At 46.2% G+C, this 24,512-nt stretch carries 19 protein-coding genes; 10 read left to right on the forward strand and 9 right to left on the reverse strand.

Translation table 11 applies throughout. The annotated features are described in order from the left end of the window. Nucleotides 1-66: 66 nt before the first annotated feature. The 4 genes from FBF61_RS03830 to FBF61_RS03845 all read right to left on the reverse strand — a co-directional run bounded on the left by FBF61_RS03830 (nt 67) and on the right by FBF61_RS03845 (nt 4,933). Complete coding sequence (locus tag FBF61_RS03830; RefSeq protein ID WP_138475825.1) at nt 67-738, reverse strand: NUDIX hydrolase; 672 nt, start codon at nt 736-738, stop codon at nt 67-69. A 24-nt stretch (nt 739-762) separates the two neighbouring features. Then, complete coding sequence (locus FBF61_RS03835; RefSeq protein ID WP_138475826.1) at nt 763-1,446, reverse strand: hypothetical protein; 684 nt, start codon at nt 1,444-1,446, stop codon at nt 763-765. A 144-nt stretch (nt 1,447-1,590) separates the two neighbouring features. Then, on the reverse strand, nt 1,591-3,600 hold the full coding sequence (gene glgB / locus FBF61_RS03840) for a 1,4-alpha-glucan branching protein GlgB (protein WP_138475827.1): 2,010 nt from the start codon (nt 3,598-3,600) through the stop codon (nt 1,591-1,593). 124 nt (nt 3,601-3,724) lie between these two features. Beyond that, nucleotides 3,725-4,933: a dipeptidase gene (locus tag FBF61_RS03845; protein WP_138475828.1), complete on the reverse strand. Its 1,209-nt coding sequence runs from the start codon at nt 4,931-4,933 to the stop codon at nt 3,725-3,727. A gap of 249 nt (nt 4,934-5,182) precedes the next feature. Between FBF61_RS03845 and FBF61_RS03850 the strand changes: the two genes are divergently transcribed. From FBF61_RS03850 to FBF61_RS03865, 4 genes are all read left to right on the forward strand, one after another. Further along, nucleotides 5,183-6,181, forward strand: a complete 999-nt coding sequence (locus tag FBF61_RS03850) for an alpha/beta hydrolase (protein WP_229214904.1) — start codon at nt 5,183-5,185, stop codon at nt 6,179-6,181. 202 nt (nt 6,182-6,383) lie between these two features. Further along, on the forward strand, nt 6,384-6,911 hold the full coding sequence (locus FBF61_RS03855; protein ID WP_138475830.1) for an REP-associated tyrosine transposase: 528 nt from the start codon (nt 6,384-6,386) through the stop codon (nt 6,909-6,911). 113 nt (nt 6,912-7,024) lie between these two features. Next, on the forward strand, nt 7,025-7,654 hold the full coding sequence (locus FBF61_RS03860; RefSeq protein ID WP_138475831.1) for an HAD family hydrolase: 630 nt from the start codon (nt 7,025-7,027) through the stop codon (nt 7,652-7,654). A 55-nt stretch (nt 7,655-7,709) separates the two neighbouring features. Next, the gene (locus FBF61_RS03865) at nt 7,710-8,477 is read left to right on the forward strand and encodes a DUF3050 domain-containing protein (protein ID WP_138476137.1); all 768 of its coding nucleotides are present in this window, start codon (nt 7,710-7,712) and stop codon (nt 8,475-8,477) included. A gap of 8 nt (nt 8,478-8,485) precedes the next feature. Here the strand turns inward: FBF61_RS03865 and FBF61_RS03870 are convergent, their stop codons facing one another. After that, nucleotides 8,486-11,020 carry a M1 family metallopeptidase gene (locus FBF61_RS03870; protein WP_229214905.1) on the reverse strand — a complete coding sequence of 845 codons (2,535 nt, stop codon included), beginning with the start codon at nt 11,018-11,020 and terminating at the stop codon, nt 8,486-8,488. A gap of 190 nt (nt 11,021-11,210) precedes the next feature. On the opposite strand from FBF61_RS03870, the gene FBF61_RS03875 reads away from it, so the two are divergent. The 3 genes from FBF61_RS03875 to FBF61_RS03885 all read left to right on the forward strand — a co-directional run bounded on the left by FBF61_RS03875 (nt 11,211) and on the right by FBF61_RS03885 (nt 14,332). After that, nucleotides 11,211-11,996: a 3-keto-disaccharide hydrolase gene (locus FBF61_RS03875; protein ID WP_138475832.1), complete on the forward strand. Its 786-nt coding sequence runs from the start codon at nt 11,211-11,213 to the stop codon at nt 11,994-11,996. A gap of 138 nt (nt 11,997-12,134) precedes the next feature. After that, nucleotides 12,135-13,013, forward strand: coding sequence for a cyclase family protein (locus tag FBF61_RS03880; RefSeq protein ID WP_138475833.1), 879 nt, complete (start codon nt 12,135-12,137; stop codon nt 13,011-13,013). Then, nucleotides 13,010-14,332, forward strand: a complete 1,323-nt coding sequence (locus FBF61_RS03885) for a serine hydrolase domain-containing protein (protein WP_138475834.1) — start codon at nt 13,010-13,012, stop codon at nt 14,330-14,332. The genes FBF61_RS03880 and FBF61_RS03885 overlap by 4 nt, the downstream gene beginning before the upstream one ends. 67 nt (nt 14,333-14,399) lie before the next feature. Here FBF61_RS03885 and FBF61_RS03890 read toward each other — a convergent pair whose 3' ends face one another. After that, entirely contained in the window at nt 14,400-15,680 is a 1,281-nt protein-coding gene (locus FBF61_RS03890; protein WP_138475835.1) for a PQQ-dependent sugar dehydrogenase, read from the reverse strand. A gap of 215 nt (nt 15,681-15,895) precedes the next feature. Here FBF61_RS03890 and FBF61_RS03895 point away from each other — a divergent pair, with 215 nt between their 5' ends. Beyond that, the gene (locus FBF61_RS03895; RefSeq protein WP_138475836.1) at nt 15,896-16,225 is read left to right on the forward strand and encodes a hypothetical protein; all 330 of its coding nucleotides are present in this window, start codon (nt 15,896-15,898) and stop codon (nt 16,223-16,225) included. A gap of 195 nt (nt 16,226-16,420) precedes the next feature. Continuing rightward, nucleotides 16,421-17,599, forward strand: coding sequence for an AGE family epimerase/isomerase (locus FBF61_RS03900; protein WP_138475837.1), 1,179 nt, complete (start codon nt 16,421-16,423; stop codon nt 17,597-17,599). 16 nt (nt 17,600-17,615) lie between these two features. Here the strand turns inward: FBF61_RS03900 and FBF61_RS03905 are convergent, their stop codons facing one another. Genes FBF61_RS03905 through FBF61_RS03915 form a run of 3 tightly spaced genes read right to left on the reverse strand, consistent with a single transcriptional unit; the run spans nt 17,616 to nt 23,670 of the window. Continuing rightward, nucleotides 17,616-19,793: a c-type cytochrome domain-containing protein gene (locus FBF61_RS03905; protein ID WP_138475838.1), complete on the reverse strand. Its 2,178-nt coding sequence runs from the start codon at nt 19,791-19,793 to the stop codon at nt 17,616-17,618. A 49-nt stretch (nt 19,794-19,842) separates the two neighbouring features. Further along, on the reverse strand, nt 19,843-21,297 hold the full coding sequence (locus FBF61_RS03910; RefSeq protein ID WP_138475839.1) for a DUF1501 domain-containing protein: 1,455 nt from the start codon (nt 21,295-21,297) through the stop codon (nt 19,843-19,845). Nucleotides 21,298-21,348: 51 nt separating this feature from the next. Continuing rightward, nucleotides 21,349-23,670 carry a PSD1 and planctomycete cytochrome C domain-containing protein gene (locus tag FBF61_RS03915; RefSeq protein WP_138475840.1) on the reverse strand — a complete coding sequence of 774 codons (2,322 nt, stop codon included), beginning with the start codon at nt 23,668-23,670 and terminating at the stop codon, nt 21,349-21,351. Between the two features lie 150 nt (nt 23,671-23,820). Here FBF61_RS03915 and FBF61_RS03920 point away from each other — a divergent pair, with 150 nt between their 5' ends. Then, complete coding sequence (locus FBF61_RS03920; protein WP_138475841.1) at nt 23,821-24,468, forward strand: hypothetical protein; 648 nt, start codon at nt 23,821-23,823, stop codon at nt 24,466-24,468. Nucleotides 24,469-24,512: the final 44 nt, after the last annotated feature.

A 24,512-nucleotide genomic window follows, 5' to 3' on the forward strand; every position in this document is an offset into this window, starting at 1 on the left:
TAGGCCTCTATTTTGATTTTGTGAACATTTGAAAAAGAAATTGTTCACAAATTTCGTCCACCCGAATCACAGATTCTTCATCATATCCCAGTCACCCACATGTTTCAGGTACAGGAAGTCGAGCAATACCCCATTCACGTTGGTGATCAGGTGGTGCCCCTCTGCAAATGGTACGACAAAGGTATTGATGTATTCATGGTCCGACACGAGACCCTGTGTCTGGTTATGATAGCTTCTGATCTCGTCAGAACTTAATTCCAGCTCGCAGTAGAACATATACATGGCTTCATCACTGGTGCCCGTAGATGGATAATATGGATCTTTATTCACACTGATCAACTGCGACACATCCACCGCAATGCCCGTTTCTTCAAAAACCTCCCGGGCCGCCACGGAAGCCGCATCGCTTTCGCTGTCCAGCATACCAGCGGGATGTTCGTAAGTCAAGGACCCGTCGCAGATGCGGCGCTGCTGAACCAGCAGCAGGTACTTCTCTCTGGTTGCAGCGTCAATAAAACAAACCAGCACACTTACAACCTCCCCTTTTAAAAAACAGATAGGCGGAATTTTATTTCCTTCGGGTGTAGTGGCATCGGTGTAAAGCAGGGAAAACAAAACTTCTCCGTGACCGTTGCGCCGGGTGTAAAGTTCGTCGATCCGGTGCAGATCCATGCCGTTCGTCTCCAGTTTCTTCTTCCAAAGGTTGTATTTATGAGAATCAACCAGCTTTTCGATCATGGGAAATAAATGGTAATTTGAAGATCAGTTGTATAAGGGAAAAGAAACGCCCGCATAAGGCACGCCATAGGTCGTTGAGAAACGCTTTTGCCCGTTATCAAGCTTTACCGGGGTGGCGTAAGTGATCCTGCCCTGAATATAGCCAAGTTTCAGACCTATGCGTTCGGTGAGCCAGAACCGCAAAAACACTTCTGACTGCCCGTTTTGTTTATCCAGGAACAAAGGAAGGAAGTTAATAGAGGCCGGTCCGCTGGCAACATATTTATTATAGTACTCTGCTCCTTCTCCCTGGAACAAGGATGGTTTGGTGTACAATCCGTTGCGTTTGACGCCGAAGGCTAACCCAAACACATCAGTATTGGCGCCAATATCGAATTTCCAAAGCCGGATGGTGGCGCCAAGCAGAAAGCTGGCACCATTCGAAGTGATTTTGCCAAATTGAAGCGTGTCCATCGAAAGGGCATTGTTTTGAGGGATCAGATTAGTCCTGCCGGCATAATACCCCCATGCGCGAACACCCCAGGTAACCCTGAACCAGGAGAAATTACTCAGGCTGAGCTCCTGATGATACATTGCCGCCGGTACCCATTGTTCGTCTTTATATCCCAAACCAAGATCCAGCCCGGATGTCACCCTTGAAAGGCTCTGAGAGAACGCCGGGATTGAACCTAAAAGAAGAAAAAGTACTATTAATCGGATTCGCTTCATTTGATTCTAATAAATATTGATGGGCAAAGGTAAAAAAATGTCCAAAAAAAAAAGGCAGAGACCAATTTCTCTGCCCTGTGTTCGGTTACAAATTAACTTACGGCTTCATTTAGCTATCATAAGGCATCAATTCACCGTATAATTCTACAATATTTTGCCGGCAGATTTTTTCTTCAATACCAATGCGCCCATTGGCGGCAAGTCAAGAATGACCGAGTAGCTCTTTCCGTGCCACTGGTGCGTTTCCGAAGTAACCGGATGGTAATTGATAACCCCGCTGCCACCATACGCTACTGCGTCCGAATTGAATATCTCCAACCAGTCACCGGCTGACAACACGCCTACCCGATACCCTTTCCGCGGAACGGGCGTCAGGTTCAGGACGACCACGATATTCTGTTCCGGATCAGTGGATTTCCTTGCGTAAACCAAAACTGAATTTTCCCTGTCCTGGGTGTCGATCCATTCAAAACCATCATGGGAAAAAGAAAAGTCGTACATGGCGGGCTCCGTCTTATAAAGCTGATTGAGAGCCTTGATAGTCTCTTTTATACCAATGTGTGATGGTTGTTCAAGCAAATGCCAGTCCAGACTTTGGTCAAAATTCCATTCTGAAGTCTGCCCGAACTCCCCTCCCATAAAAATGAGCTTGGTGCCTGGGTGCGTGAACATATAGGTGAACATCAACCTGAGATTGGCAAATCGCTGCCACTCATCCCCAGGCATTTTATTGATCAGTGATTTTTTTCCGTATACAACTTCATCATGAGAAAAAGGAAGCATAAAGTTTTCTGAAAATGCATATACCAGACTGAAAGTCAGCTGATCCTGGTGCCATTTCCGGAAAGCGGAATCTTTTTCAAAGTATTTGAGCGTATCGTTCATCCAGCCCATCATCCATTTCATACCAAAACCCAGCCCCCCCACGAAAACCGGCCTGGAAACGCCCGGAAATGCCGTAGATTCTTCTGCAATGGTTTGTATATCAGGAAATTCAGTATACGCGGCGACGTTCATATCTTTGAGCAGCGAAATGGCTTCCAGGTTTTCCCGGCCGCCGAATTCGTTCGGTATCCACTCTCCATGTTTTCTTGAATAATCAAGATATAGCATCGATGCCACCGCGTCCACACGCAGACCGTCCGTGTGGTATCTGTCAAGCCAGAAAATAGCGTTGCTGATCAGAAATGAGCGGACCTCGTTCCTTCCATAGTTAAAAATATAGCTTTTCCAGTCGGGGTGATAGCCTTTTCTGGGGTCTTCATGTTCATACAAAGCCGTACCATCGAAACGGTAAAGACCATGCGCATCGCCTGGAAAATGAGAAGGTACCCAGTCAATATAAACACCAACGCCCGCCTGATGCAGCTTGTCGATGAGGTACATCAGCTCCTGCGGAGTACCCATTCTGGAGGCGCATGAGAAATAACCGGTGATCTGATAGCCCCAGGAAGGCGGATACGGATGTTCCATCACGGGCATGAGCTCCACGTGCGTAAATCCCATTTCCGAAACATACGGTACCAGGCTTTCAGCAATTTCTTTATACGTAAGATATCTTTCCGGGTCGGAAGGATCGCGACGCCAGGAGCCCAGATGCACCTCATATACGGATATAGGTGCATTCAGCTTGTTTTTTTCTTTCCGGATCTTCATCCAGTCGGCATCGTTCCACTCATACCAGGTATCCCAGACAATCGAGGCTGTACGCGGGGCTACTTCGGCCCAGAGCGCAAACGGATCGGATTTTTCCTGCTGATGCCCGGTGTTGGACACGATAAAATACTTATACACTTCACCTACGCCCACGTCCGGGATCCAGCCTTCCCAGATTCCTGAACTATCCCACCTTGCGGCCAGGGGATGCGCCCCGTTATTCCAGCCGTTAAAATTGCCTACTACGGAAATATAAGTAGCGTTGGGAGCCCAAACCGCAAAATAGGTACCCACCACTCCCTTGAACTCCATCACATGGGAACCCAATTTTTCATAAAGCTTGAAATGCTTACCCTGACGGAAAAGGTGAATATCAAAATCTGTAAAACGGCTAATCGGTTCTACCGCTTCTAAACCCTGACGCTCAGCGCCTTCGGTATTGATTTCCGCGGGAGGAGTTATTGAGCTTGGTTTCTTTTTACCTGTTGACTTAGCCATTTGTTAATCTACAATTTAAGATAATCTGAAAGAGCCTGTAAGATTTACAATTTTATTAAACTATTTCTTAAAATGTATATATTTTTTAGTCGTTTCCCCTAAACCTTCATTTTGCTATGAGCAATTACATAGTTCCTGCTGCTTCCTGCACCTGATCCAGAACGCGCATAATATTACCGCCCCATATCTTTTCGATGTCCTTAGCCGAATATCCTCTTTTTACCAATTCCTCAGTGATTGCACCGATCTGGCTTACGTCGCGCAGCCCGATCACCTCTCCTCCTCCGTCCAAATCCATGCCAATGCCCACATGGTTTATACCAGTCAGTTTAATCACGTGTTCAATATGGTCTACGGCATCCGCTACTGTTGGCATGTCGTCCTTATATTTTTCATCAATCGCTTTCATCTCGTCTCTCAAAACCTTTCTGTCTGCGTCGGACAAGTCTGTCTGCCGGATTTTCAGCCGAAGTGCTTTCAGTGACATCTCGTGAGGCTGAGATGGTTTTTTTACGAAGCCCGGTACAAAATTGATCTGGATCACACCTCCGTTTTTGCCCAACGTTTTAATCATATCGTCGGTCATATTCCGAGGTACGTCGCAAAGGGCCCGGCATGAAGAATGGGAAGCAATCACGGGAGCTTTGGTGAGCCTGATCACATCGTAAAATGTAGAATCAGAAACATGCGAAACATCCACCATAATGCCCAGCTTGTTCATTTCCTTCACCACATCTTCGCCGAATGAACTTAGTCCATTATGCTCCGGCCCGTCGCCATCTGTGGACGAATCGCAAATATCGTTATTCAGCGAGTGGGAAAGAGTCACATATCTTAACCCGAGATCATAATACAATTTTATATTGGAGAGATCTTTTCCAATCGGCCAGCCATTTTCCATTCCTATAAAAACAGCACGTTTGCCCTCTTTCTGCAGGCGGTATGCGTCTTTTGAAGTGGTTGCCAGTCCTGCTACATCCGGGTTCTGTTTTACGGCTTCATGGATTTTATCAAAAATGGCCAAAGCCTTTTTCTTCGCTTCCAGCGTTGCCTCGTCTGTACGTTTGCCCTGCCCGAGATAAACCGCAAAAAACATACCGTCCATACCTCCTTTTATCATTCTCGGGAAGTCAATCTGCGTGCGGTCTTTTTCAAAATCGTGTTCAGCGGCAATGTCGAAACCCGGCTTCATCATGTTGATGGGCACATCGGCGTGGGTATCAATGGTAAGGGCTTTCGCATGGATTCGCGCGGTCTTCGGGGACATTATAACAGGCATCCCCTGACCCAGGCAAACCACCGGAATGGATAAGAGGAATAAAAACTTTTTCATCTGTAAATAGTTAAGGGAGCTGATCAACACCGGATTTCTTTGTGTTTTTAATTTGAGCCTTTTTTTCTGAAATATCAATTCTCCCGCCCTATTCCTTCCTATACTCCTACTTGTCCACGGGATTCGCCAATTTTAGACTTACATCTGTCGCGACGGCCTGATTAAGTCGTTCCGATTTAATAATTTCGTATCATTATCAGTTATCTAAGCCCACAACTAACACTCGCACTGAACAAAATGAAAAACAAAATGCCGTATCTGATACTGATGTTACTGACGGTCCATGCCGCTCAGGGACAAGTGACTTACTGGGCGGATATTTTAAATAATGGTTTCAAACAGGCTACAATTGTCCAACCCTCCGACTACGAAGGCAGCGTAACCTGTACGATTATCAGGAAACTGCCAGCTGAAAAAAGTCAAAAAGCTGTTTTGTACGTGCATGGCTTCAACGACTACTTTTTTCAGGAAGAAATGGCAGACCGTTTTATCAGCGAGGGGTTCAATTTTTATGCTGTGGATCTGCGTAAATATGGAAGGTCGTGGCTGGGACACCAGAAACTGAATAACATGCGCGACCTGTCGGAATACTTCCCGGATATCGATACTGTTCTGCACACAATTAAAAGCGAAGGTGCTTCCAAAATTCTTTTAAGCGGTCACTCCACCGGCGGTCTGATCGTTTCCCTTTATGCCAATGCCCGAAATGGAAAAGAAATGTTTGACGCGGTGTTGCTGAACAGTCCTTTTTTTGATCTGAATGCAAAATCAATGCTTAAGAAATCGGCGATCAATTATATAGTGAAACGTGCCGAAAAACATCCTGAGACAACAACAGATTCAGGAATCAGCGCATTATATGGAGAAAGTCTGCATAAGGATTTTCATGGCGAGTGGTCGTATAACCTCAGCTGGAAACCTGTTGAAGTACCTCCGGTTAATTTTGGCTGGGTCAAAGCTATCCATGACGGACTGCTTAAACTCTCGCAGGGTTTAGAGATCAACAAACCAGTGCTGGTTTTGCATTCCGCAAAATCAGTTGATGAAAAAAAATGGAGCGAAGCCATGTTTGGTGGAGACGCCATACTCAACGTCGACGAGATCGCACGACAGGCCAAAAACATCATCGGTCCGTATAGTATCCAGTCGATCCCCGGCGGCATGCACGATCTGATACTGTCACGTAAGCCCGTCCGAGATGACGTTTACACTACCATTTTCGATTGGGCCAGAAGAACTGTTAAGTGATTGCGAAATAGCGCGAAGCTCCAGCTTCGCGCCGCCTATTTCGAGGCCTCCGGCCGCCTGTGTACATCGCAGGGCCGGCCGGAGGCCTTGGAATAATTAGCACGAAGGCCACCTTCGCGCTAACGAACCGGAGAGCTTCGCGCTGGCAAAAAAATACGTTACTTTTCTCAGGATGGTACGTCCTAAGTAGAAAAGTAAACGTATGTCAGAAAAATACAGATTTTATGAAGGCGGATTATTCTTTGTTACAATGACCGTTGTCGGCTGGATCGACGTCTTTACAAGGCATGCCTATGCAGATGACATCATCAAAAATCTCAATTATTGCATCGATCACAAAGGATTGGAAGTCTACGAATTTTGTATCATGTCCAATCACATACATCTGATCTGTGCCGCCAAAGAAGGATATGTTGGGAAAATCATCAGGGATTTCAAGAGTTTTACAGCCAAGGAAATCATCCGGCTGATTCAGGAAAACCCGCGGGAAAGCCGGAAAGAATGGCTGCTTTACATGTTCCGTTATTTTGCAAAAGGTAGCAGTCCAAAGTGTGAATTTCAGTTCTGGCAGCACAAGAACCATCCTATTTGGCTCGAATCAAACAAATTTATCAATCAAAAAACTGCGTATATCTGGAACAATCCTGTGAAGGCCGGAATCGTCAGAGAGCCTCAGCATTACATTTACAGCAGTGCAAATCCCGATACAAAACTGAAAATCATTTGTTAGCGAGCTGGCAGGCAACCTTCGCACTAACAAAATCGGCCAGAGGCCTTGGAATAGTCCGTCCGAACGTATACGTTCGGACTATCATTTCGTTCAATTTAAATCTTTCACAGAAAATGCAGATCAGCGATCTTAAAATACTTTTCTTCGATGTGGGTGGCGTGCTGCTTACCAATGGCTGGGGACATGAATCCAGAATGCTTGCAGCGGAAAAATTCGGCCTGGATTACAAGGAACTGGATACCCTTCATAATTTCATTTTCAATGTATACGAAATCGGCAGCATAACGCTTGACCAGTATCTCGATACCGTCATATTTAATCACCCGCGGGATTTTGTCCGGGAAGATTTCAAGGAATTTATGTATGCCCAGTCCGTGGAGCTGCCCGGTATGCTCGCCTGGCTGAAAGAATGGAAAAAGGACTGCGGCTTCCGGATCATTTCTATTAACAATGAGGGAAAGGAACTGAACGATTACCGCGTTCAGAAATTTAAGCTACATATTTGCTTTGATGCGTTTATCTCATCCTGTGAAGTAAAAATGCGCAAACCAGACCCGGGAATTTTTCATCTGGCGATGGGCATTGCGCAGGCTACGCCAAGTCAGTGCGTTTATTTCGACGATCGTATAATGTTTGCAAACACCGCCAAAAAACTTGGAATCAGGGCCTTTCACCATACCAGTTTTGAGTCTACCAAAGAGATACTGGAAGGTCTGAAGAAGGAACGTTTTGAGCGGGATTGAGCTTTACTATTTTTTACCATTTTAAAAACACACCATTTTGAACCAGATTGAAAGAATGCAGGAGAAAATCGAGCCGCTTCGGCAGCAGATTATCAACCACAAAGTTTATTCAGTTATTAATGACGTTGAAGACCTCCAGGTTTTCATGCAGTACCACGTTTATGCAGTCTGGGATTTTATGTCCCTTTTGAAATCGCTGCAAAACAGCCTGACGTGTACAAGTGTCCCCTGGTTCCCTAAGGGTTCAGCTGAGACAAGGCACCTTATCAATGAAATAGTAGCCGGTGAAGAATCCGACGTTGATATGAATGGTGAAAGAAAAAGTCATTTCGAAATCTACCTGGAAGCTATGAACCAATGCGGTGCCGACACGATGCAAATCGAAAAATTCCTGTCAGTGTTAACAAAAACTGGTAATCTCGACCAAGCTTTCCGGGATTCCGGAACACCCGAAAAGGCCCGGCAGTTTGTGAATTACACTTTCGACATGATCGGAACCAATAAGGATTATGTCCAGGCCGCCATTTTTACCTTCGGCCGCGAGGATCTCATACCCGGAATGTTCCACGCAATTATCAATGATATCCACAGGAATTTTCCCGGGAGCATTTCTATTTTCAAGTATTATCTTGAAAGGCATATCGAAGTCGACGGCGATCACCACAGCCATCTTGCATTACAGATGACATCGAACCTTTGCGGAGAAAATGAAGAATTCTGGGCCGAGGCTGAATTGGAAGCTTCGAAATCTCTTCAAAAACGAATAGAACTATGGGACGGGGTTTACGAAGAAATTACGGCCAGGAAAGCTGTTTTAAGATAGCTGCTTCCTCACCAGCCAGCCCCTGCTTCATAACCGGTGCTGGCTGGTTTTTGCCTTTTCAACTCTACAGCTCTGTCCAGCATATCCGTACTCTGAATAATTTTATTTTTGAGATAATAGGGATAATCGGGGTTTTCACTCAGGAATGCTTTCGAGACAGCAGCCGCTTCTTTGGAGGAATGCCCGGCAAAAGTATTGTGCAGCCAGCGTCCCGGAAAAAAAATGTCCCCCGTCAGCTGTATCTCCTGCAATATATTGAGCGACGGACGAAGATATTTTATTGCAGACGCCGCCCGTAAAGGATGGTGCAGATATGACAGCGCAGTGAGTACCCATGTTTCTTTTTCACGGTTTTCAGGTTTTTTCAAAGATTGAAAAAAAGCATCCCTTTCAGCCGGATCGGCACTTAATGCAGGAATAACGAATTGCATCCCTGCCTTTCTGTCGGGGTTCTTTGTATTTTTCAGTTGCTCTTCCAGAATTAATTTTGTGTTCCCCGGGCTTTTCAATGCCAGTTCATACGCGAGGCTGATTTTATCATCTTCCGATAACACGAGGCCCTTCACCTCTAAATTTCCGTCCCACAATGATTCCATTTTCACGAGTCCGTCAGGACTTTGGGCTATACTTTTAAATGCCCGGAAATAAGAAGTTTTGATTCCCTTGTCCTTCGTTCTTTCCAGCAATCCCCAAAGGCTGTTTTCCGCATCCGTCTGCAGTTCCTTTCTGCTTTCTTCCGTCAAAAAAAGCCACCAAGCCGTTTGCAGATTACCCAGCAGATAATCCACCAGGAGAGGGTTCTGCTCTTTTGGTAAAGTTCTGAGAATGTCCGAAACCAAAACATCCGGGTGCGGGCCTGCTCGGCGTAAAAACCCTTCCCAGATACTCACAAGCACAGAGCCCCGAAAAACCGGATTCGACAGTAAAGTATCCTTTTTTTGCGCATAATTTCTGACAAAATAGCTTTTGGCCGCACTATCCATTTCAAAATAGCCATATCCGGTACCGTCGGAATTCGGGAAATTCAGTAGCAAAGAATCCACCGCAATTTTCCCCAGCACCAGCTTTTGTTGCCAGATCCTGCCCGACACAGCATCCTTTTTTTGCTGAATGCTATCGCCTACCACCAGATATTCGGGCATTCCCGGTGTTTTTACCCAGACGGTACTCCATTCGGCAATATTCAGCGGTGTCTTTTTATCAATAATCCCTATCAGATCATCCCATCTTGCATTACCAAAAGCATACGTTTTCAAGTATTCCCGCAAACTTTCCTGCATCAGCATATGGCCGATTTTCTTTTCCAGCTGACGCATCACAATCGGTGCTTTCATGTAAATGATAGCCCCATATAACGTCCCTGCATTTTTTAGATTTTCCAGATCTTGTAGTATCGGATTGGTTCCGGCAGTCCGGTCTACCTCATAAGCATTGGGATAATGTGCCAGAAGAAAGCGAAGGTTATGGTTGATCCGGGGAAAATTGGGATGCACGATTTTGGCGGCCATAAAATTGGCAAAAACCTCCTTCAGCCAGACATCGTTAAACCAGTCCATCGTCACCAGATCGCCAAACCACATGTGCGCCGACTCATGCGCTATGACACTGGCCCGCGCCATTTCCTTGTTCACCGACGCATTTTCATCCAGAAAAAGCGCCGACTCATTATAAAAAACTGACCCGGGATGCTCCATACCTCCGTACTGAAAAGATGGGATCAGTACAAAATCGAACTTCTCAAAAGGATAGGAAACCGACGTATAATCTTCCAGCCAGGAAAGCGCTCTGGCATGAAGGTTGAAAATGTGCTTACGGTTCCGCGCCACTTTCGTGCTGTCGGTTTCCCGGTAGTACATCGTCATGTTCCGTCCTTCAATAGATTCGGATGTTTTAAAAAACTTCCCGGCAGCGAAGGCAAAAAGATACGAACTGATGGGCTTTGTCTTGCCAAACTTGTAAATACTTCTGCTACCGTCGGCAGTTTTTGAAAGCAGCCCGCCGTTCGAGACGGCCTCCCAGGTTTCCGGTGTTTTCAGGGTAAGTGAATAGGTGGCCTTCAAATTAGGTTGGTCGAATAACGGAAAACAGGTCGACGCCCGGTCGGGCACAAAGAGGGTGTACAAATACTCCTCGCTGCGGTTCAGAGAAAGGTCTCCGGCAATGAATCGGATCGAAATCGTATTCTTTCCTTCTTCCAGGTTCCTGGGATCAATAATAATGTGTTCATTTTCAAACGTATAAGATATTTTCTCACCAGACAATTCAACAGAAATCAGCTGTTTCCGGTCCGCGCTGAAATCAAGGACAACGGGACGGTCTTGGGACTTAAGAACAAAAGAGATCTGCTCTTGCCCTGTTATTCTCTCATTTTTCCCGGCTGGTATATCCAGCTCGATTTCATAGTGAATGCTGTCAATTGATTTCTTTCGTTCTTCATTCAGGCTGAATGAAACACCTTTTTCGGGAGTTTGATACCGGGCCTGCTTACAGCCGAAACAAAACATCATGCAGCCCGAAAGCAGCAAAAAACAATAATTCTTCATGAAAACCTGGTTGGGTACGGAGCGATATTTTGCATAAATACTAAAATAAAAGATATTTGAAACGCTCCGGAAGGTTTTCACAACAAAACAACCTGCAAAAGAGTATTTACAAAAATCGCCGGCCTTATATAATCCGCACCGGAAGTCCGACGGTCATAGAAAAAACATTAACTAACTTCAAAAATTGAAAATGACCAGATTTTTTGTTCGCATAAAAAACATCGCATACTTCCAGGCTATCCTGATCACCGTTATAGCGGGCTCGGCCAGCGCACAGGTCGGCGTCGGCGTTAAGGCCCCGAAAGGTGCCGAGGTGTATCTGGACGGCAGCCGTAAAATGCTGGATGACAAATGGCAATACTGGGAAGGCCCGCGCTTTTCGGCCAAACCGCCCATCAAATGGACAGTCGTAAAAGACCCTGCCGGCCCCGGTACCGTTATCAATTGCAACGATCCCGCTTCGGCAGGAGGATTGTATGGTTCGGCCGATATTGTTACCAAAAAGGAGTTTAAGGATTTCCGTGCGCATGTGGAGTTCTATATCACTAAAAAGGGTGGTAACAGCGGTGTTTATCTTCAGAACAGGTATGAAATACAGGTGCTGGACGGTGACACTACGTCCCACGGCATGGCAGCGATCATCAACGAAACCAAGTCGCCTTATTATGCCTACAATGGTATCGGAAAATGGAATTCCTATGACATTCTTTTCCGTGCGGCTCGTTTCAAAGACGGTAAAATCGTTGAGCAGCCTTTGGTTACGCTTTATTTCAACGGGAAAAAAGTACATACCAACCATGCTATCAGCCAGGTATGGGGAGGCCCCAACTCCGGCATCGACGGCGGCAACAATGGCGGCAAAGGCATTACCGACAAGCCCGGCGGTCTGAAACTGCAATCCGAAGGACACGACGTACTCTACCGGAATATCTGGATCAAGGAAATGGAACTTGACAAGCCGGATACCAATTTCTGATCATACACTCAAAACCACTATGCAGCCTGGCCACGTAACCTGTGGTCAGGCGTTTTTTTGTTGACAAAAACGCTGCGCCGGTCCTAAATAATTCGCATATATTGCTTGTCTGCGATAAAATGAGCATATTAGTGACATATGGAGCACAGAGTTGTATTCGATTTTTCAGTAACATTCTCCAATGGCGGAGGAATCCAAGGCCAGGATTTCCGGCTGGACATAGAAGGGGAAACGATTTCAGACTCTGTCCTCGCAGATTATATTGTCCAGGATCTGAGGCTCTTGATGGTCGAAAAAGTCGATATCCTGAACAAACATTATATACGGGAAAAGCATAAACGCAAACCTGCAAGTGCCGGCACGCTGGTCGATCTGAGTCATACGATCTTCAATGGCCTGGTTACCTACAAGGGACTCCCCGCTCCTATAATCTGCGACTACCTCAGCCGCGAAAACTCCGCCGGGAAATACGAAGAAGGCACAACTTTCCAGATCGGCAAAATTGAGATGGTCAGCAATACCGGGACTTACATCGATTGTCCTTTTCACCGGTTCGAACACGGCAAAGACCTCTCGCAAGTGGGGCTGGAAGCTTTTGCCAATATTGAGGCCATTACAGTGAATGCCATCGGTTCCAGGGAGATCGGTCCTGAATATTTTATAAATCTTGACATACAAAACAAAGCAGTTCTAATAAGAACAGACTGGTCTGAAAATTGGAATACGGACGCTTATTTTGAAAATCATCCGTTCCTTAACCAAAAAGCCGCTGAATTTTTACGTGACAACGGAGCCAGGCTGGTCGGTATTGACAGCCATAATATCGATGACACCAGCGGTAAAGGCCGCCCCGTACATACCATTCTGCTGGGCGCGGAAATCCTGATCGTTGAGCACCTTTGCAATCTCAGTCAACTACCCGAAAACAATTATTTTTTTAGCGCCGTGCCTCCCAAATTCCGGGGCGTGGGAACATTTCCCGTGCGGGCCTTTGCCACCTTACCCATAACCAAATGAAAAACAAAATCTACGTCACCCTGATCATCGGCCTGTTGTTAACCGGCCAGGCTTTTTCCCAAAGCATCAATACAGCCAAACTGGACAGCCTTTTTGATCTTCTTATTTCAAAAAACAAAGCGATGGTCAGCGTTGTACTGGCCAGGAACGGCACGACCCTTTATTCGCGGGCAACGGGTTTTGCCTCTGTGGAAGATAACATTGCTGCTACTGTAAGCACCCGATACAGGATCGGCTCCATCACCAAAACTTACACGTCGGTAATGATTTTCCAGCTGATCGAAGAGGGCAAACTGACGCTTGAAACCAAGCTGAACACTTTCTTTCCCACAGTGGCCAACGCAGAACTGATCACTATTGGCAACCTTCTGAACCACAGGAGCGGTATTCATAACTTCACCAACGATCCTGGCTATCTTCAGTATATGACGCAGCCAAAAAACCAGGAGGAAATGGTTGCGATCATTGCCAAAACCAAACCTGATTTCCAGCCCAATGAAAAAATGCAGTACAGTAATTCCAATTATCTGCTGCTGGGATACATCATTGAAAAGATCACGAAAATGCCCTATCAGAAAAATCTGGAAAGCCGGATTTTGAAAAAGGCAGGTCTGAAAGAAACGTATTATGGGGGTAAAACCGACGTAGCCAAAAACGAAAGTTATTCTTACAGATTCCAGGATAAGTGGATCAGGATGCCGGAAACGGACCTTAGTGTACCGGGAGGGGCAGGTGCTATTGTTTCAACCCCATCCGATCTTACCACCTTCATCGCTGCTCTTTTCTCCGGTAAATTGGTCTCGAACGGCAGTCTCGTTCAAATGAAAACCATTACCGACGGCATGGGTATGGGGCTTTTTCAGGTGCCTTTCGACAAAAAAACCGGATACGGCCACAATGGGGTGATCGATGGATTTCTCTCCAACCTCTTTCATTTCCCGGAAGATGGGGTAAGTGTGGCGGTTTGCTCCAACGGAACTTCTTATGTCCTCAACGACATGGTTATCGCATTGCTGAGCTCGTACTACAACGTACCTTTCAAGCTACCTGTTTTCACAACAATCGCATTGAAACCGGAAGATCTTGACAAATACACAGGCACTTATTCCAGTACACAGCTGCCGATCAAAATAACGGTAGCCAAAAACGAAGCAACACTTACCGCCCAGGCGACCGGGCAGGGAGCTTTTCCGCTGGAAGCAACGGCAACCGACGTTTTTAAATTTGATCAGGCCGGAATTGTGATGGAATTTGCTCCCGCAAAAAATCAATTTGTCCTGAAACAGGGAGGCGGCAATTTTGTTTTCACCAAAGAATAAAAAAGTAAGCCAACCCTTCACGGGTTGGCCCAACAAATTGATAAAGAAGAACAGGGAGACCTGTGCGTTATTTCTTTTTGTAGTTGATCCGGAAGATCGTTCCGTTGAGATCGTCGGTTACGTAAAGTGAGCCGTCGGGTCCCTGAGCGAGGCCGCAAGGGCGGTGCTGGATCGGGCCGGTTGGTTTTACAAGATCTGTTCCCGCAAAATTATCGGCAAAAATTTCCCACTTCCCAGGCTTGCCATTGACAAACGGAACAAAAGCAACCAAATAGCCTTTGTGCAGCTCGGCCGACTGACTGTGAAATGCAATGAATGCGCCGTTTTTATAACGTGCAGGAAACATGTTCCCGCTGTAAAACATCATTGCATTGGGACCCAGGTGCGCCGGAAATGCTACCAAAGGATCGATTACCTTTTCACCCGAAACCTTTTTACCATCTCCCCCGTACTCTGGCGCCAGGATTTTTTTATTCTGGAAATGATCATAGTAAATGTAAGGCCACCCCGCATCGTCACCTTCTTTCAGCCTGTACAACGTTTCAGCAGGCAATTCGGCACTGTGTTTTGCGGTATAATATTGCGGATAAAAATCATCGAACTTACCTCGTCCGTGCACGGTCACATACAATGCATTGGTTTTATTGTCCCAATCAATACCTACCGCATTTTTCACACCGGTTGCATAACGCACCCCGTCCGAAAACGTCTGGTTCAGCTTGTCCGCTTTAAATTTCCATACACCCCCGGCTGAATCCAGGATCGTGCAGGGCGACATTCCTTTTCCCGAACCCTGCTGACGGCAGTTATCGCTGTAAGAACCCACTGTAACATAAATGTTCCCATTGTTATCAAGCGCCACAGGTTTTGCATTGTCACGGCCGTGATCTGTGAGGCCATCCACAATTTTTTCCGGATTATTTGCATCGATGATCTCCTCTTTTTCATTGAGCTTGTAACGGTAAACCCCTTTGTTTGAAGAACTGTACAGGTATCCGTTTTTGATAGCAATTCCGGTTCCGGGATAATCTCCGACCATTTTCTGTTCATCGATCACGCCGTCCTTGTTTGCGTCCCGCAGAATGTACATACCCTTCCCGTCTTTCAGTTTGGACAGTTTTACATAAATGTCCCCGGTTTTACTAACGGCAATATGACGCGTGGCACCCAGATCGGCTGCAATGATTTCGGCCGAAAACCCTGCTGGAAGTTTTATATCTTTTGCTTCGACGTTTGTTGCCTTATGATCTGAAAGAGAAGGAGTTGTTAAACTTGTATAGGCAAATAAGCCTGTTACGCCAGCGAAAACGGCAAGCATCCGGGCTGTTTCTGATAATTTGATCTGCATGCAGTGGTTAAATTGAGTTTTGAAAATTAAATTTGAAGAGGTTTTTTAATGCCTCTTTAAAAAGGAACACAAAGAAAGTTTAATACTTGTACAGCTACTGCATTTTTCTGTTGAACGCTTAATTTGGAATGATTTTTTATAATTTCATATCAGAAAGCAGTTGATTTGTTATCTTTTCAGAAATTAGAAGCGAAGTAACCATAATCAGTATTATTATGAAACCATACGACGATGACGACGACGAGTTATATGACGACGATCTGCCGGGAAACTATCCGGCCTCGGAAGATGTGTTTAGTCTGGGATTGATTGAAGGTGACATTGACCCGGAAGATGTCACAAAAGCAAAACGGGCCGTCGAGCTGGAGGCTGACGACTGGAACGAAAAATCGTTTGAGGATGACCTGGTGGGCGACGATCTTGATGTACCGGGTTCCGAATTTGATGATGACGAAGAAATAATCGGAAACGAGGACGAAGAAAACAATTATTACAGCCTTGGCGGTGACAATCACAACGATCTGGAAGAAAACCAGGGCGATTGATGCGGAAAATGAACAACATTCTAAAAAACCTGGCTTAGCAGTCAGGTTTTTTTATTCTCTGCAAGCGTAGCTAGCTACGTTAGCGCCGAGCTCCAGCTCGGTGCATCGAGCTCGGAGCACCTATTCCCCGAGTTACACTCGGGAAACAAGTATGATTGATTGCCATGCTACTTTTCCTAAAAAATCAGCGATACTATGGCCTCATTTACTCCCGAAGCATTCAAAAAAGAATTTATAGCCATATTGGATTATTGGGAAAAATATGGCCCAGATCCGCAGAAAGGCGGGTTTTATGGAGCGGTCAGTTACGAAAACCAACCCAAACCTGACGCTTCGCGATCGGTAGTGCTGAACGGAAGGATATTATGGACGTTCTCCCTCGCTCACAGGCTTTTAAAGGAAGCCAAATACCTCACACTGGCAGACCGCGCCTACCAGCAGATCGTGAAATATTTTTTTGACGAGGAACATGGCGGAGTATACTGGTCTGTAAAGGCAGACGGCTCTCCTGATGAAACAAAAAAGCAGATTTACGGGAATGCTTTTGCCATGTACGGCCTAAGCGAATATTATCGCATAACCCACCACAAGCCCGCCCTCGAAAAAGCCCAAGAACTTTTTAACCTCATCGAAAAACATGCTTTCGATCCCGTGACCGGTGGGTACCGGGAAGCTTTTGCGCGGGACTGGTCCAATACCGACGATTATATATTGAGTAAAAGTCCGTGGATCAAAAGCATGAATACACACCTGCACCTGGTAGAAGCATACACCAACCTATACAGCGTATGGCCGGATGCAAAGCTCAAAAAACAGACTTCTGACATGCTGGAAGCGATTTTGACCCATATAGTCAACGCAAAAACCAACAGCATGCAGCTTTTCTTTGACGAAAAATGGAAGGCCAAGGACGATATCATTTCTTACGGACATGACATTGAGGCATCGTGGCTGCTGTATGAAACTGCCGAAGTATTGCATGATGAAAGGCTCATTAAGAAAACAAGGGAGAAATCGATTCTGATGGCCAATGCTGCCATCAAAGGGCTGGGAAAGGATGGGGCGCTGAATTACGAATACGATCCGGCCACCAAACATTTACAGACGGACCGGAGCTGGTGGGTAGCCGCTGAACAGATGGTCGGGTTTTACAATGCTTATGAGCTTACCAAAGAAGAACAGTTCAAGGCAAAAGCGCAGCGCAGCTGGGATTATATTGTCAACGAATTTATAGACAAAGAAAAAGGAGAATGGTTTGGGACTGTCAAGGAGGATGGAACCCCTGTAAAAGGCGATAAGATCAATTTCTGGAAATGCCCGTACCACAACTCACGTGCCTGTGCCGAGATGTGGAGACGGGTCGCCAAAGGTTGAAAAGGCTTCGGGAATATCAGTTCAGGAACATTTCATCCACCAGCAAAAGTGCCCTGTTTCCTTTGCTTCGGTGCCAATCCGGGATTTTACTCAGGGGCCTGGCAATGATTTTAAGATAGGAAACACTTTGCGGCTTGAATTTTCCTTCCACCGTTTTCAAAGTTGGCTTGTCACCTTTCGACGGCAGGGCGGCTTTGAATTTGGTCAAAAGCTTCATGTTATCGGGGCTGCTCCCACCCCATACTTCCACCGATTCGGGTGGAAAAATTCCGGTATCTTCCTCAATCATGTAGTGCACGCCGACAGATGAAATCACTACCGGCTTCTTAAATTCAGAAATAAAGCCCATATCGTTGTTTCGAACTCCAGCCCAGTTATTCGCCCAGGCGGGATTATTTGCTCCGATAGCCCCAAGTTTCCCATTAAAAAATGTCTTGTCGGCCTCCGCCTGATGCACCCGGTTCAACGGAAAAAGCAGTCGTACGCTATCCGGCTTCAAAGTACTTCTGAAGAAATCGAAAGTAGCGAGCTCGCTGCCGTACCAGCCGTCCTTATAGGCTTTTGCTTTGATAGTTGTATTTTCTTTCAGAACTGTTCTATTATCAAAAAGCGGGGATTTGACGCTGTCAGGCTCGGTTCCATCCATGGTAAACCTGATCTGAACACCTTTGATCGGATGCCTCAGCTGTAATGCTACCGACTCTCCGAAAATTGTCGAAGCATTTTTAACCTGAGGTGGATTTAACTGCAGGGGGTTGGTACCGTCATCCTTGAATCCACCGATAACGGTGATCTGCTTATTTGCTTTCTGCAATTTATCAACATCCTCTGCCGACAACCCGGTATCCCATACCGACACCGTTTTCAGACTTTTTAAAGTCGGAATAACTGCCTGAAGATCTTTGAAATTCACTTTGGTACCTGAGAGCGTCAGGCTATGAAGGTGTTTCAGAGAGGCAAGTTCTTTTAATCCTGGTGCCGTAATATCTGTAAAATTGAGGTCAAGCCGGCGAAGATTTTCAAATTGGCTGACACTTTTAATATCCGCATCCTTAACCGGTAATTTATTCAGATTCAGCGAAACGATCTGTTTTCTGATCTCTTTCAATTCGTCCAGCTGCTTTACCGAATATGCCGAGCGATTATAAATATTCACGGCGAGTGCCGGCGACTGTCTGGCAACAGCAGAAATTGTCCGGTAGTCGGTATTCAAACCTGCGATTGCTTTTTCATCGGCCTCCGGGAAATCAAATTTTTCTTCATCGCTCTCTGGTGTTTTCAACAATGTACTTGCCAGTATCCTTAGCGAATCCGTCTCCGGAAGTTCTGTCACCTTTCTTTTAAAATCGGCATTATCTTTTACCCAGAGCGTCAGAAGTGAAATTTCCTGCAAGGTTAGCTGAGCTTTGCCCGAAGGCGGCATATGCTTTTTCTCTTCCACAGGCAAATGAACGCGTTGCAAAAGCAGGCTGATATCCGGATTGCCCGGCTCGAATAATTTACCAGATTTTCCTCCTTTCAATATAGATTGCGCATCTGTCAGGATGAGTTCACCTTTTAGTTTGTCGGGATTATGGCAGCTGGTACATTTTTGATCAAGGATAGGCAAAATAACATGCTCGAAAACAACAGCTTGTTCGAGCGGCACAGCAGCCATTTCCTTTTCGGCGGAGACAGGTTCCCATATGAAATTATCCCCGTGCGTTAGAGCTGCGCCAAAATGTCCCGTCAATACCAGCGAAACCACCGTAAGCAATGCACCGGCTTTCGCGAGGGGTGCATTGTACCAGCCAGTATTTCTAACCAAATATATAATCGAAGACAGAAAAAAAATGCCCGCCCCGGTCCACTTGTGATATAGCAGCGTATCCCCCGAATAACCCTCTTCCCGCGACAGAAACAGTCCCATGATTACCGTTACCCCGGCAAACAATGCACCTACGAGCAGCAGATTTTGCAAAAAATTCCTAAAAAACTGGTTGGAAGCGTATTCGGGCTTAAACCTGAAAAATTCAAGCAACATCGCCAGCAACAGGATTACGATCGGAAAATGAAGGATCAGCGGGTGCATCCGGCCGATCGTTTGCAGCCAGGCCGGGATTACCAGTTTACTTTCGAAAAGCAGCAGAAATACAATGAAAATATTGGAAGCAACCAGTAGCTGTTCAGCAAAAACCTTGAATCTTAAATGCATTGAAATTCTGCTCAATAAATGGGTCAATTGATAAAGGGCCGCGTGCGTCTTAACTGATAATATCTTTTACAACTTTTCCGGAAACATCGGTCAGGCGGTATCTTCTTCCCAGATGTTTGAAGATCAGCTTTTCATGATTGAGGCCGAGCTGATGCAATACAGTTGCCTGAAAATCATGTACATGCACAGGATTTTGGGCGATATTGTATCCCAATTCGTCAGTTTCCCCATAAACCATCCCCGGCTTGATCCCGCCTCCGGCCATCCAGATTGTGAAACATCTCGGATGGTGATCGCGACCATAGTTATCAGCGGTGAGTTTACCCTGGGTATAGCTCGTCCTGCCGAATTCCCCTCCCCAGATCACCAATGTTTCATCCAGCAAGCCGCGCTGTTTCAGATCCGTTACGAGTGCCGCCGAAGCCTGGTCAACGTCCATCGCCTGTTTGGTGATTTCAAAAGGCAGGTTACCGTGCTGGTCCCAGCCCTGATGATAAAGCTGCACAAAACGTACACCGTTCTCGGAAAGTTTGCGCGCCAGCAGGCAGTTGGCCGCATAAGTGCCGGGAACCAGACATTCAGGCCCGTATAATTTGATGATATCGTCAGATTCTTTGGAAAGGTCCATCACTTCCGGAACAGCTGTCTGCATCCGGTAAGCCATTTCATATTGTTTGATTTTTGCAGCAATCTCGGGATCGCCAAACTCCTGGTAAGAAAGTTCGTTCAGCTGGGAAAGATTGTCGAGCATATCCCTGCGCTCGTGCCGATCCATGCCTTCGGGATCGCGGAGATACAAAACCGGATCCTCCCCTTTGCTGAATTGTACGCCCTGATGTACAGAATCCAGAAAACCGTTCGACCAGAGTTTGGAATAAACACCCTGACCGTTGCCTACGCCCCGAGAAAGCAAAACCGTGAAATTCGGCAGATTTTTATTTTCATTGCCCAGCCCGTAACTCAGCCACGAGCCCATGCTGGGACGGTTGCCCTGTTGAGAGCCGGTTTGAAGGAAAGTCAAAGCCGGGTCGTGGTTAATAGCTTCGGTATACATGGATTTCACGAAGCACAGGTCATCCACTATCTTCGACGTGTAGGGCATCAGATTACTCACCCATGCCTGCGATTGTCCATATTGTTTAAAGTCAACAAAAGAACCTACCAACGGAAACGAAGCCTGGTTGGCAGTCATACCAGTGAGTCTCTGGCTTCCGCGAACTGAAGGTGGAATTTCCTGGCCCAGCATTTCCCGGAGTTTCGGCTTGTAGTCAAACAGTTCCTGCTGAGAAGGTGCGCCGTTCTGGAAGAGGTAGATCACTCTTTTCGCTTTCGGCGCAAAATGCGGTATCCCCGGTGTCAGTCCATCCTCCTCCAGCCCCCCGCCGTTGAGCAGATCAGGCATTAGCAGCGACCCGAGCGCCACACTTCCGATCCCCAGGCTCATCGAAGACAGGAACCGTCTTCTGTTAAAATTAAAACCGTGCTCTATGATTTCCTTTTCCATATTTTTTGGCATTTAGCTATTAGCCGTTGGCTTTTAGCTTTTTAATATTTTTTACGATTTTGTGATCGTTTCTTCCAGGTTATAAATCGTTGAAATAACCCGCATCATGGCGGCCAGCGATTTTTTATCAATTTGTTTTGTCAGAGGATATTCACCGACGCTCAACATTTTGTCTGCTCCTTTCCCCGTAATGGTTTTCAATTCTTTGTCGTAATAAGCAGTTAAAATACCAAGCTCTTTTTCACTCGGTTTCCGACAAACGATCAGCCTGAACGCCTTTGTAATTTTCTCTTTTGCATCGTTTTTTTCCTGCAACAACTTAGCTGCCAGCACACGGGATGCTTCCAGCACCGCAGGGTCGTTCATCATCACCAGCGCTTGCAGAGGGGTATTGGTTTTTAATCTTTTCACCTCACACAGATCCCGGTTACTCGCATCGAAAATACCCATCGTCGGCGGAGGTACCGTTCTTTTGATCAGGGTGTACATACCTCTTCTGTACAAACTTCCGCCATGGTCCTGATTGTAAACCGAAAGCAATCCCCTGCCCGACGTCGCGCCTTCCCACAACCCTGCCGGCTGGTAAGGTTTCACACTTGGCCCGCCAATGGTTTTGTTGAGCAGCCCGCTGCTTGCCAGTACAAGATCTTTGATAAACTCAGCATGAATACGGTAACGCGGGCCGCGGGCAAGCAGGATATTGTCCGGGTCGCGGGCGAGCTTTTCTTTCGGAATAATGGCCGACTGCCTGTATGTGGCGGAGGTAACCATTTGTTTCACAAGGCGTTTGATATCCCATCCATGCTCCATAAAATCCACAGCCAGCCAGTCCAGCAGCGCGGGATGTGACGGAAGTTCGCCCTGCATACCAAAGTCACCTGATGTTTTGACAATACCCCTGCCAAAGAATTCCTGCCACAATATGTTCACATACACGCGTGACGTCAGCGGGTTCTTTTTGTCAAATAACCATTGAGAAAGTCCCAGTCTGTTTTTCGGATATTTTTTATCAAAAGGCAAAATCGAGCTGGGCGTACCAGGCTGTACCTCGTCTCCGGGAGCATCGTAAACGCCTCTGTTAAGAATATAGGTTTTGCGAAGCGTATCCAGATCGCCCATTACCGACACAATGAGCTGATTGGTATCCGGCTTGTTTACAAAAGTCAGGATGTTTTTCACGTCGTCGTCAGTGATCTCCATCAGAGGCTTTTTAGCATAAGTTTCAGGTCCGCCGATCACCGACTCTATGCCCACTTCCTTCACATTATTGAAAAATGCAAACATCTGGTAATACTCCTTTTGTGAAAAAGGATCGTATTTGTGATCGTGACAATGCGCACATTCCAGAGTAACACCGAGCAGCCCTTTTCCAAACAGGTCATTGCGGTCTGTTACATACATAATCCGGTATTCTTCCGGGATAACCCCGCCCTCTTCGGTGATCTTATGGTTCCGGTTGAAACCCGTCGCAAGCAATTGCTCTTTGGTAGAGTTCGGGATCAGGTCGCCTGCAAGCTGCCAGGTGACGAAGTCGTTATAGTGCATGTTTTTGTTGAATGCATGGATCACCCAGTCGCGCCATGGCCACTGCGTGCGGTAGCCGTCATCCTGGTAGCCATGCGAATCCGCATAACGTGCCAGATCCAGCCAGTGTAAAGCCATTTTTTCTCCGTAGGAAGGATTTTTCAGCAGCTTGTCCACCATTTTTTCATAAGCATCTGGACTGTTGTCGGCCATGAATTCATCCATCATCTGAAGCGTAGGCGGCAAACCGTTCAGGTCCAGACTCAGGCGTTTGAGCAGGCGTTCCTTATCAGCCTCTTCATTGGGTTCAAGGCCTTTTTGTTCCTGTTTTTCGAGGACGAAATAATCGATCTCATTTTTCGGCCAGTCTTTATTGTCAACAGCCGGCACCTTTGGTTTTTTGGGTGCTGTAAATGCCCAGTGCTTTTCGTATTTCGCACCTTGCTTGATCCATTTTTCGATGAGGGTGATCTCGCGCTGGGTCAGTTTAAGATTGGAAGCAGGCGGCGGCATCAGCAAAGCGGTATCGGGTGACGTGATCCTCAAATATGCTTCCGATCGCTCCGGAAATCCGGCAACCAAAGCGTGAGCCTTTGGATTTTCCTGCAATGCTTTAAATGCACTTTCGGCCACGTCCAGCCTTAATCCCGCCTCACGTTTATTAGCATCCGGCCCGTGACATGCCAGGCATTTGTCGGACAATATTGGCCGGATATCAAAGTTGTAGCTGACCTCTTCCGGGATCTTTTCTTCAGTCACCTGGGTGGTCGAAACCGTATTGCAAGACTGGATAAAAAAAGCAATTCCGGGAAAGAAAATATATAAAAAGAAACGTATCTTGAAGCTCATAATGTGGGTCCTGAAATCAGAAATTCATTTATTGATCAATATATTAACTAACTAAAAAAATCTACATTTATTGAGACAATATTTACATTCTTCTTTTGACAACTGTCCTGCGGTATACTGTTCCGCTCTTAAAATTCAACTCCTAACATTATGAAGCAAAGCGTTTTTTTAACCATTTTACTGATCCCGACCTTGCTTGCTTCATTCGCTCAGGGGAAAATCGGTTTGTTTGAAAAAAACACTGATGTTGGTAATCCGAAATTGACTGGCTCGTCGGTTTATAATGCCGCAAAAAAAGAATACACCCTGAGAGGCTCAGGCTATAACATCTGGTTTGAACGTGACGAATTCCAGTATCTCTTCAAACACATTACCGGCGATTTTACGGTTACCGCCGATTTTGAGCTCGTCGGGGCTGGGAAAGATCCGCACAGAAAAGTAGGCTGGATGGTGCGGGAATCCCTGGACGACAATGCATCCCATTTGAGCGCCGTAGTACATGGCGACGGACTGACCGTATTACAGTGGAGGGTTGCCAAAGGAGATAAGATGCGGGATCCCGAAGATGAAATTTTCAGTAAAGAAAAGCAGGCCCATACTGTTCAAATTGAACGGAAAGGAAAAAATTATACCATGCGCGTAGCCGCCAAAGGTGCTCCTTTGCAGGAGGTCGGATCACATGTAATGAGCAATTTAACGGACCAGGTAATGGTTGGTCTATACATTTGCTCACACAATCCGGATGTGATCGAAGAAGCAAAAGTCCGCAATGTGCGCATTGTTCAGGCTAGGAAATAAGACTGGCGTTTCGGTTATGGCTAAAAAAATTACAGATTAAGCTT

This window comes from Dyadobacter bucti (genome assembly GCF_005869225.1).
GTDB classification, from domain to species: domain Bacteria; phylum Bacteroidota; class Bacteroidia; order Cytophagales; family Spirosomataceae; genus Dyadobacter; species Dyadobacter bucti.

Excerpts from the sequence above, each read along its gene's own strand:
- FBF61_RS03900 (WP_138475837.1), top strand. The coding sequence starts at position 16,421 with ATGGCCTCATTTACTCCCGAAGCATTCAAAAAAGAATTTATAGCCATA.
- FBF61_RS03915 (WP_138475840.1), bottom strand. The coding sequence starts at position 23,670 with ATGAGCTTCAAGATACGTTTCTTTTTATATATTTTCTTTCCCGGAATT.
- FBF61_RS03870 (WP_229214905.1), bottom strand. The coding sequence starts at position 11,020 with ATGAAGAATTATTGTTTTTTGCTGCTTTCGGGCTGCATGATGTTTTGT.
- FBF61_RS03860 (WP_138475831.1), top strand. The coding sequence starts at position 7,025 with ATGCAGATCAGCGATCTTAAAATACTTTTCTTCGATGTGGGTGGCGTG.
- FBF61_RS03830 (WP_138475825.1), bottom strand. The coding sequence starts at position 738 with ATGATCGAAAAGCTGGTTGATTCTCATAAATACAACCTTTGGAAGAAG.
- FBF61_RS03890 (WP_138475835.1), bottom strand. The coding sequence starts at position 15,680 with ATGCAGATCAAATTATCAGAAACAGCCCGGATGCTTGCCGTTTTCGCT.
- FBF61_RS03845 (WP_138475828.1), bottom strand. The coding sequence starts at position 4,933 with ATGAAAAAGTTTTTATTCCTCTTATCCATTCCGGTGGTTTGCCTGGGT.
- FBF61_RS03905 (WP_138475838.1), bottom strand. The coding sequence starts at position 19,793 with ATGCATTTAAGATTCAAGGTTTTTGCTGAACAGCTACTGGTTGCTTCC.
- FBF61_RS03885 (WP_138475834.1), top strand. The coding sequence starts at position 13,010 with ATGAAAAACAAAATCTACGTCACCCTGATCATCGGCCTGTTGTTAACC.
- FBF61_RS03920 (WP_138475841.1), top strand. The coding sequence starts at position 23,821 with ATGAAGCAAAGCGTTTTTTTAACCATTTTACTGATCCCGACCTTGCTT.
- FBF61_RS03875 (WP_138475832.1), top strand. The coding sequence starts at position 11,211 with ATGACCAGATTTTTTGTTCGCATAAAAAACATCGCATACTTCCAGGCT.
- FBF61_RS03835 (WP_138475826.1), bottom strand. The coding sequence starts at position 1,446 with ATGAAGCGAATCCGATTAATAGTACTTTTTCTTCTTTTAGGTTCAATC.
- FBF61_RS03850 (WP_229214904.1), top strand. The coding sequence starts at position 5,183 with ATGCCGTATCTGATACTGATGTTACTGACGGTCCATGCCGCTCAGGGA.
- FBF61_RS03895 (WP_138475836.1), top strand. The coding sequence starts at position 15,896 with ATGAAACCATACGACGATGACGACGACGAGTTATATGACGACGATCTG.
- FBF61_RS03865 (WP_138476137.1), top strand. The coding sequence starts at position 7,710 with ATGCAGGAGAAAATCGAGCCGCTTCGGCAGCAGATTATCAACCACAAA.
- glgB (WP_138475827.1), bottom strand. The coding sequence starts at position 3,600 with ATGGCTAAGTCAACAGGTAAAAAGAAACCAAGCTCAATAACTCCTCCC.
- FBF61_RS03855 (WP_138475830.1), top strand. The coding sequence starts at position 6,384 with ATGTCAGAAAAATACAGATTTTATGAAGGCGGATTATTCTTTGTTACA.
- FBF61_RS03910 (WP_138475839.1), bottom strand. The coding sequence starts at position 21,297 with ATGGAAAAGGAAATCATAGAGCACGGTTTTAATTTTAACAGAAGACGG.
- FBF61_RS03880 (WP_138475833.1), top strand. The coding sequence starts at position 12,135 with ATGGAGCACAGAGTTGTATTCGATTTTTCAGTAACATTCTCCAATGGC.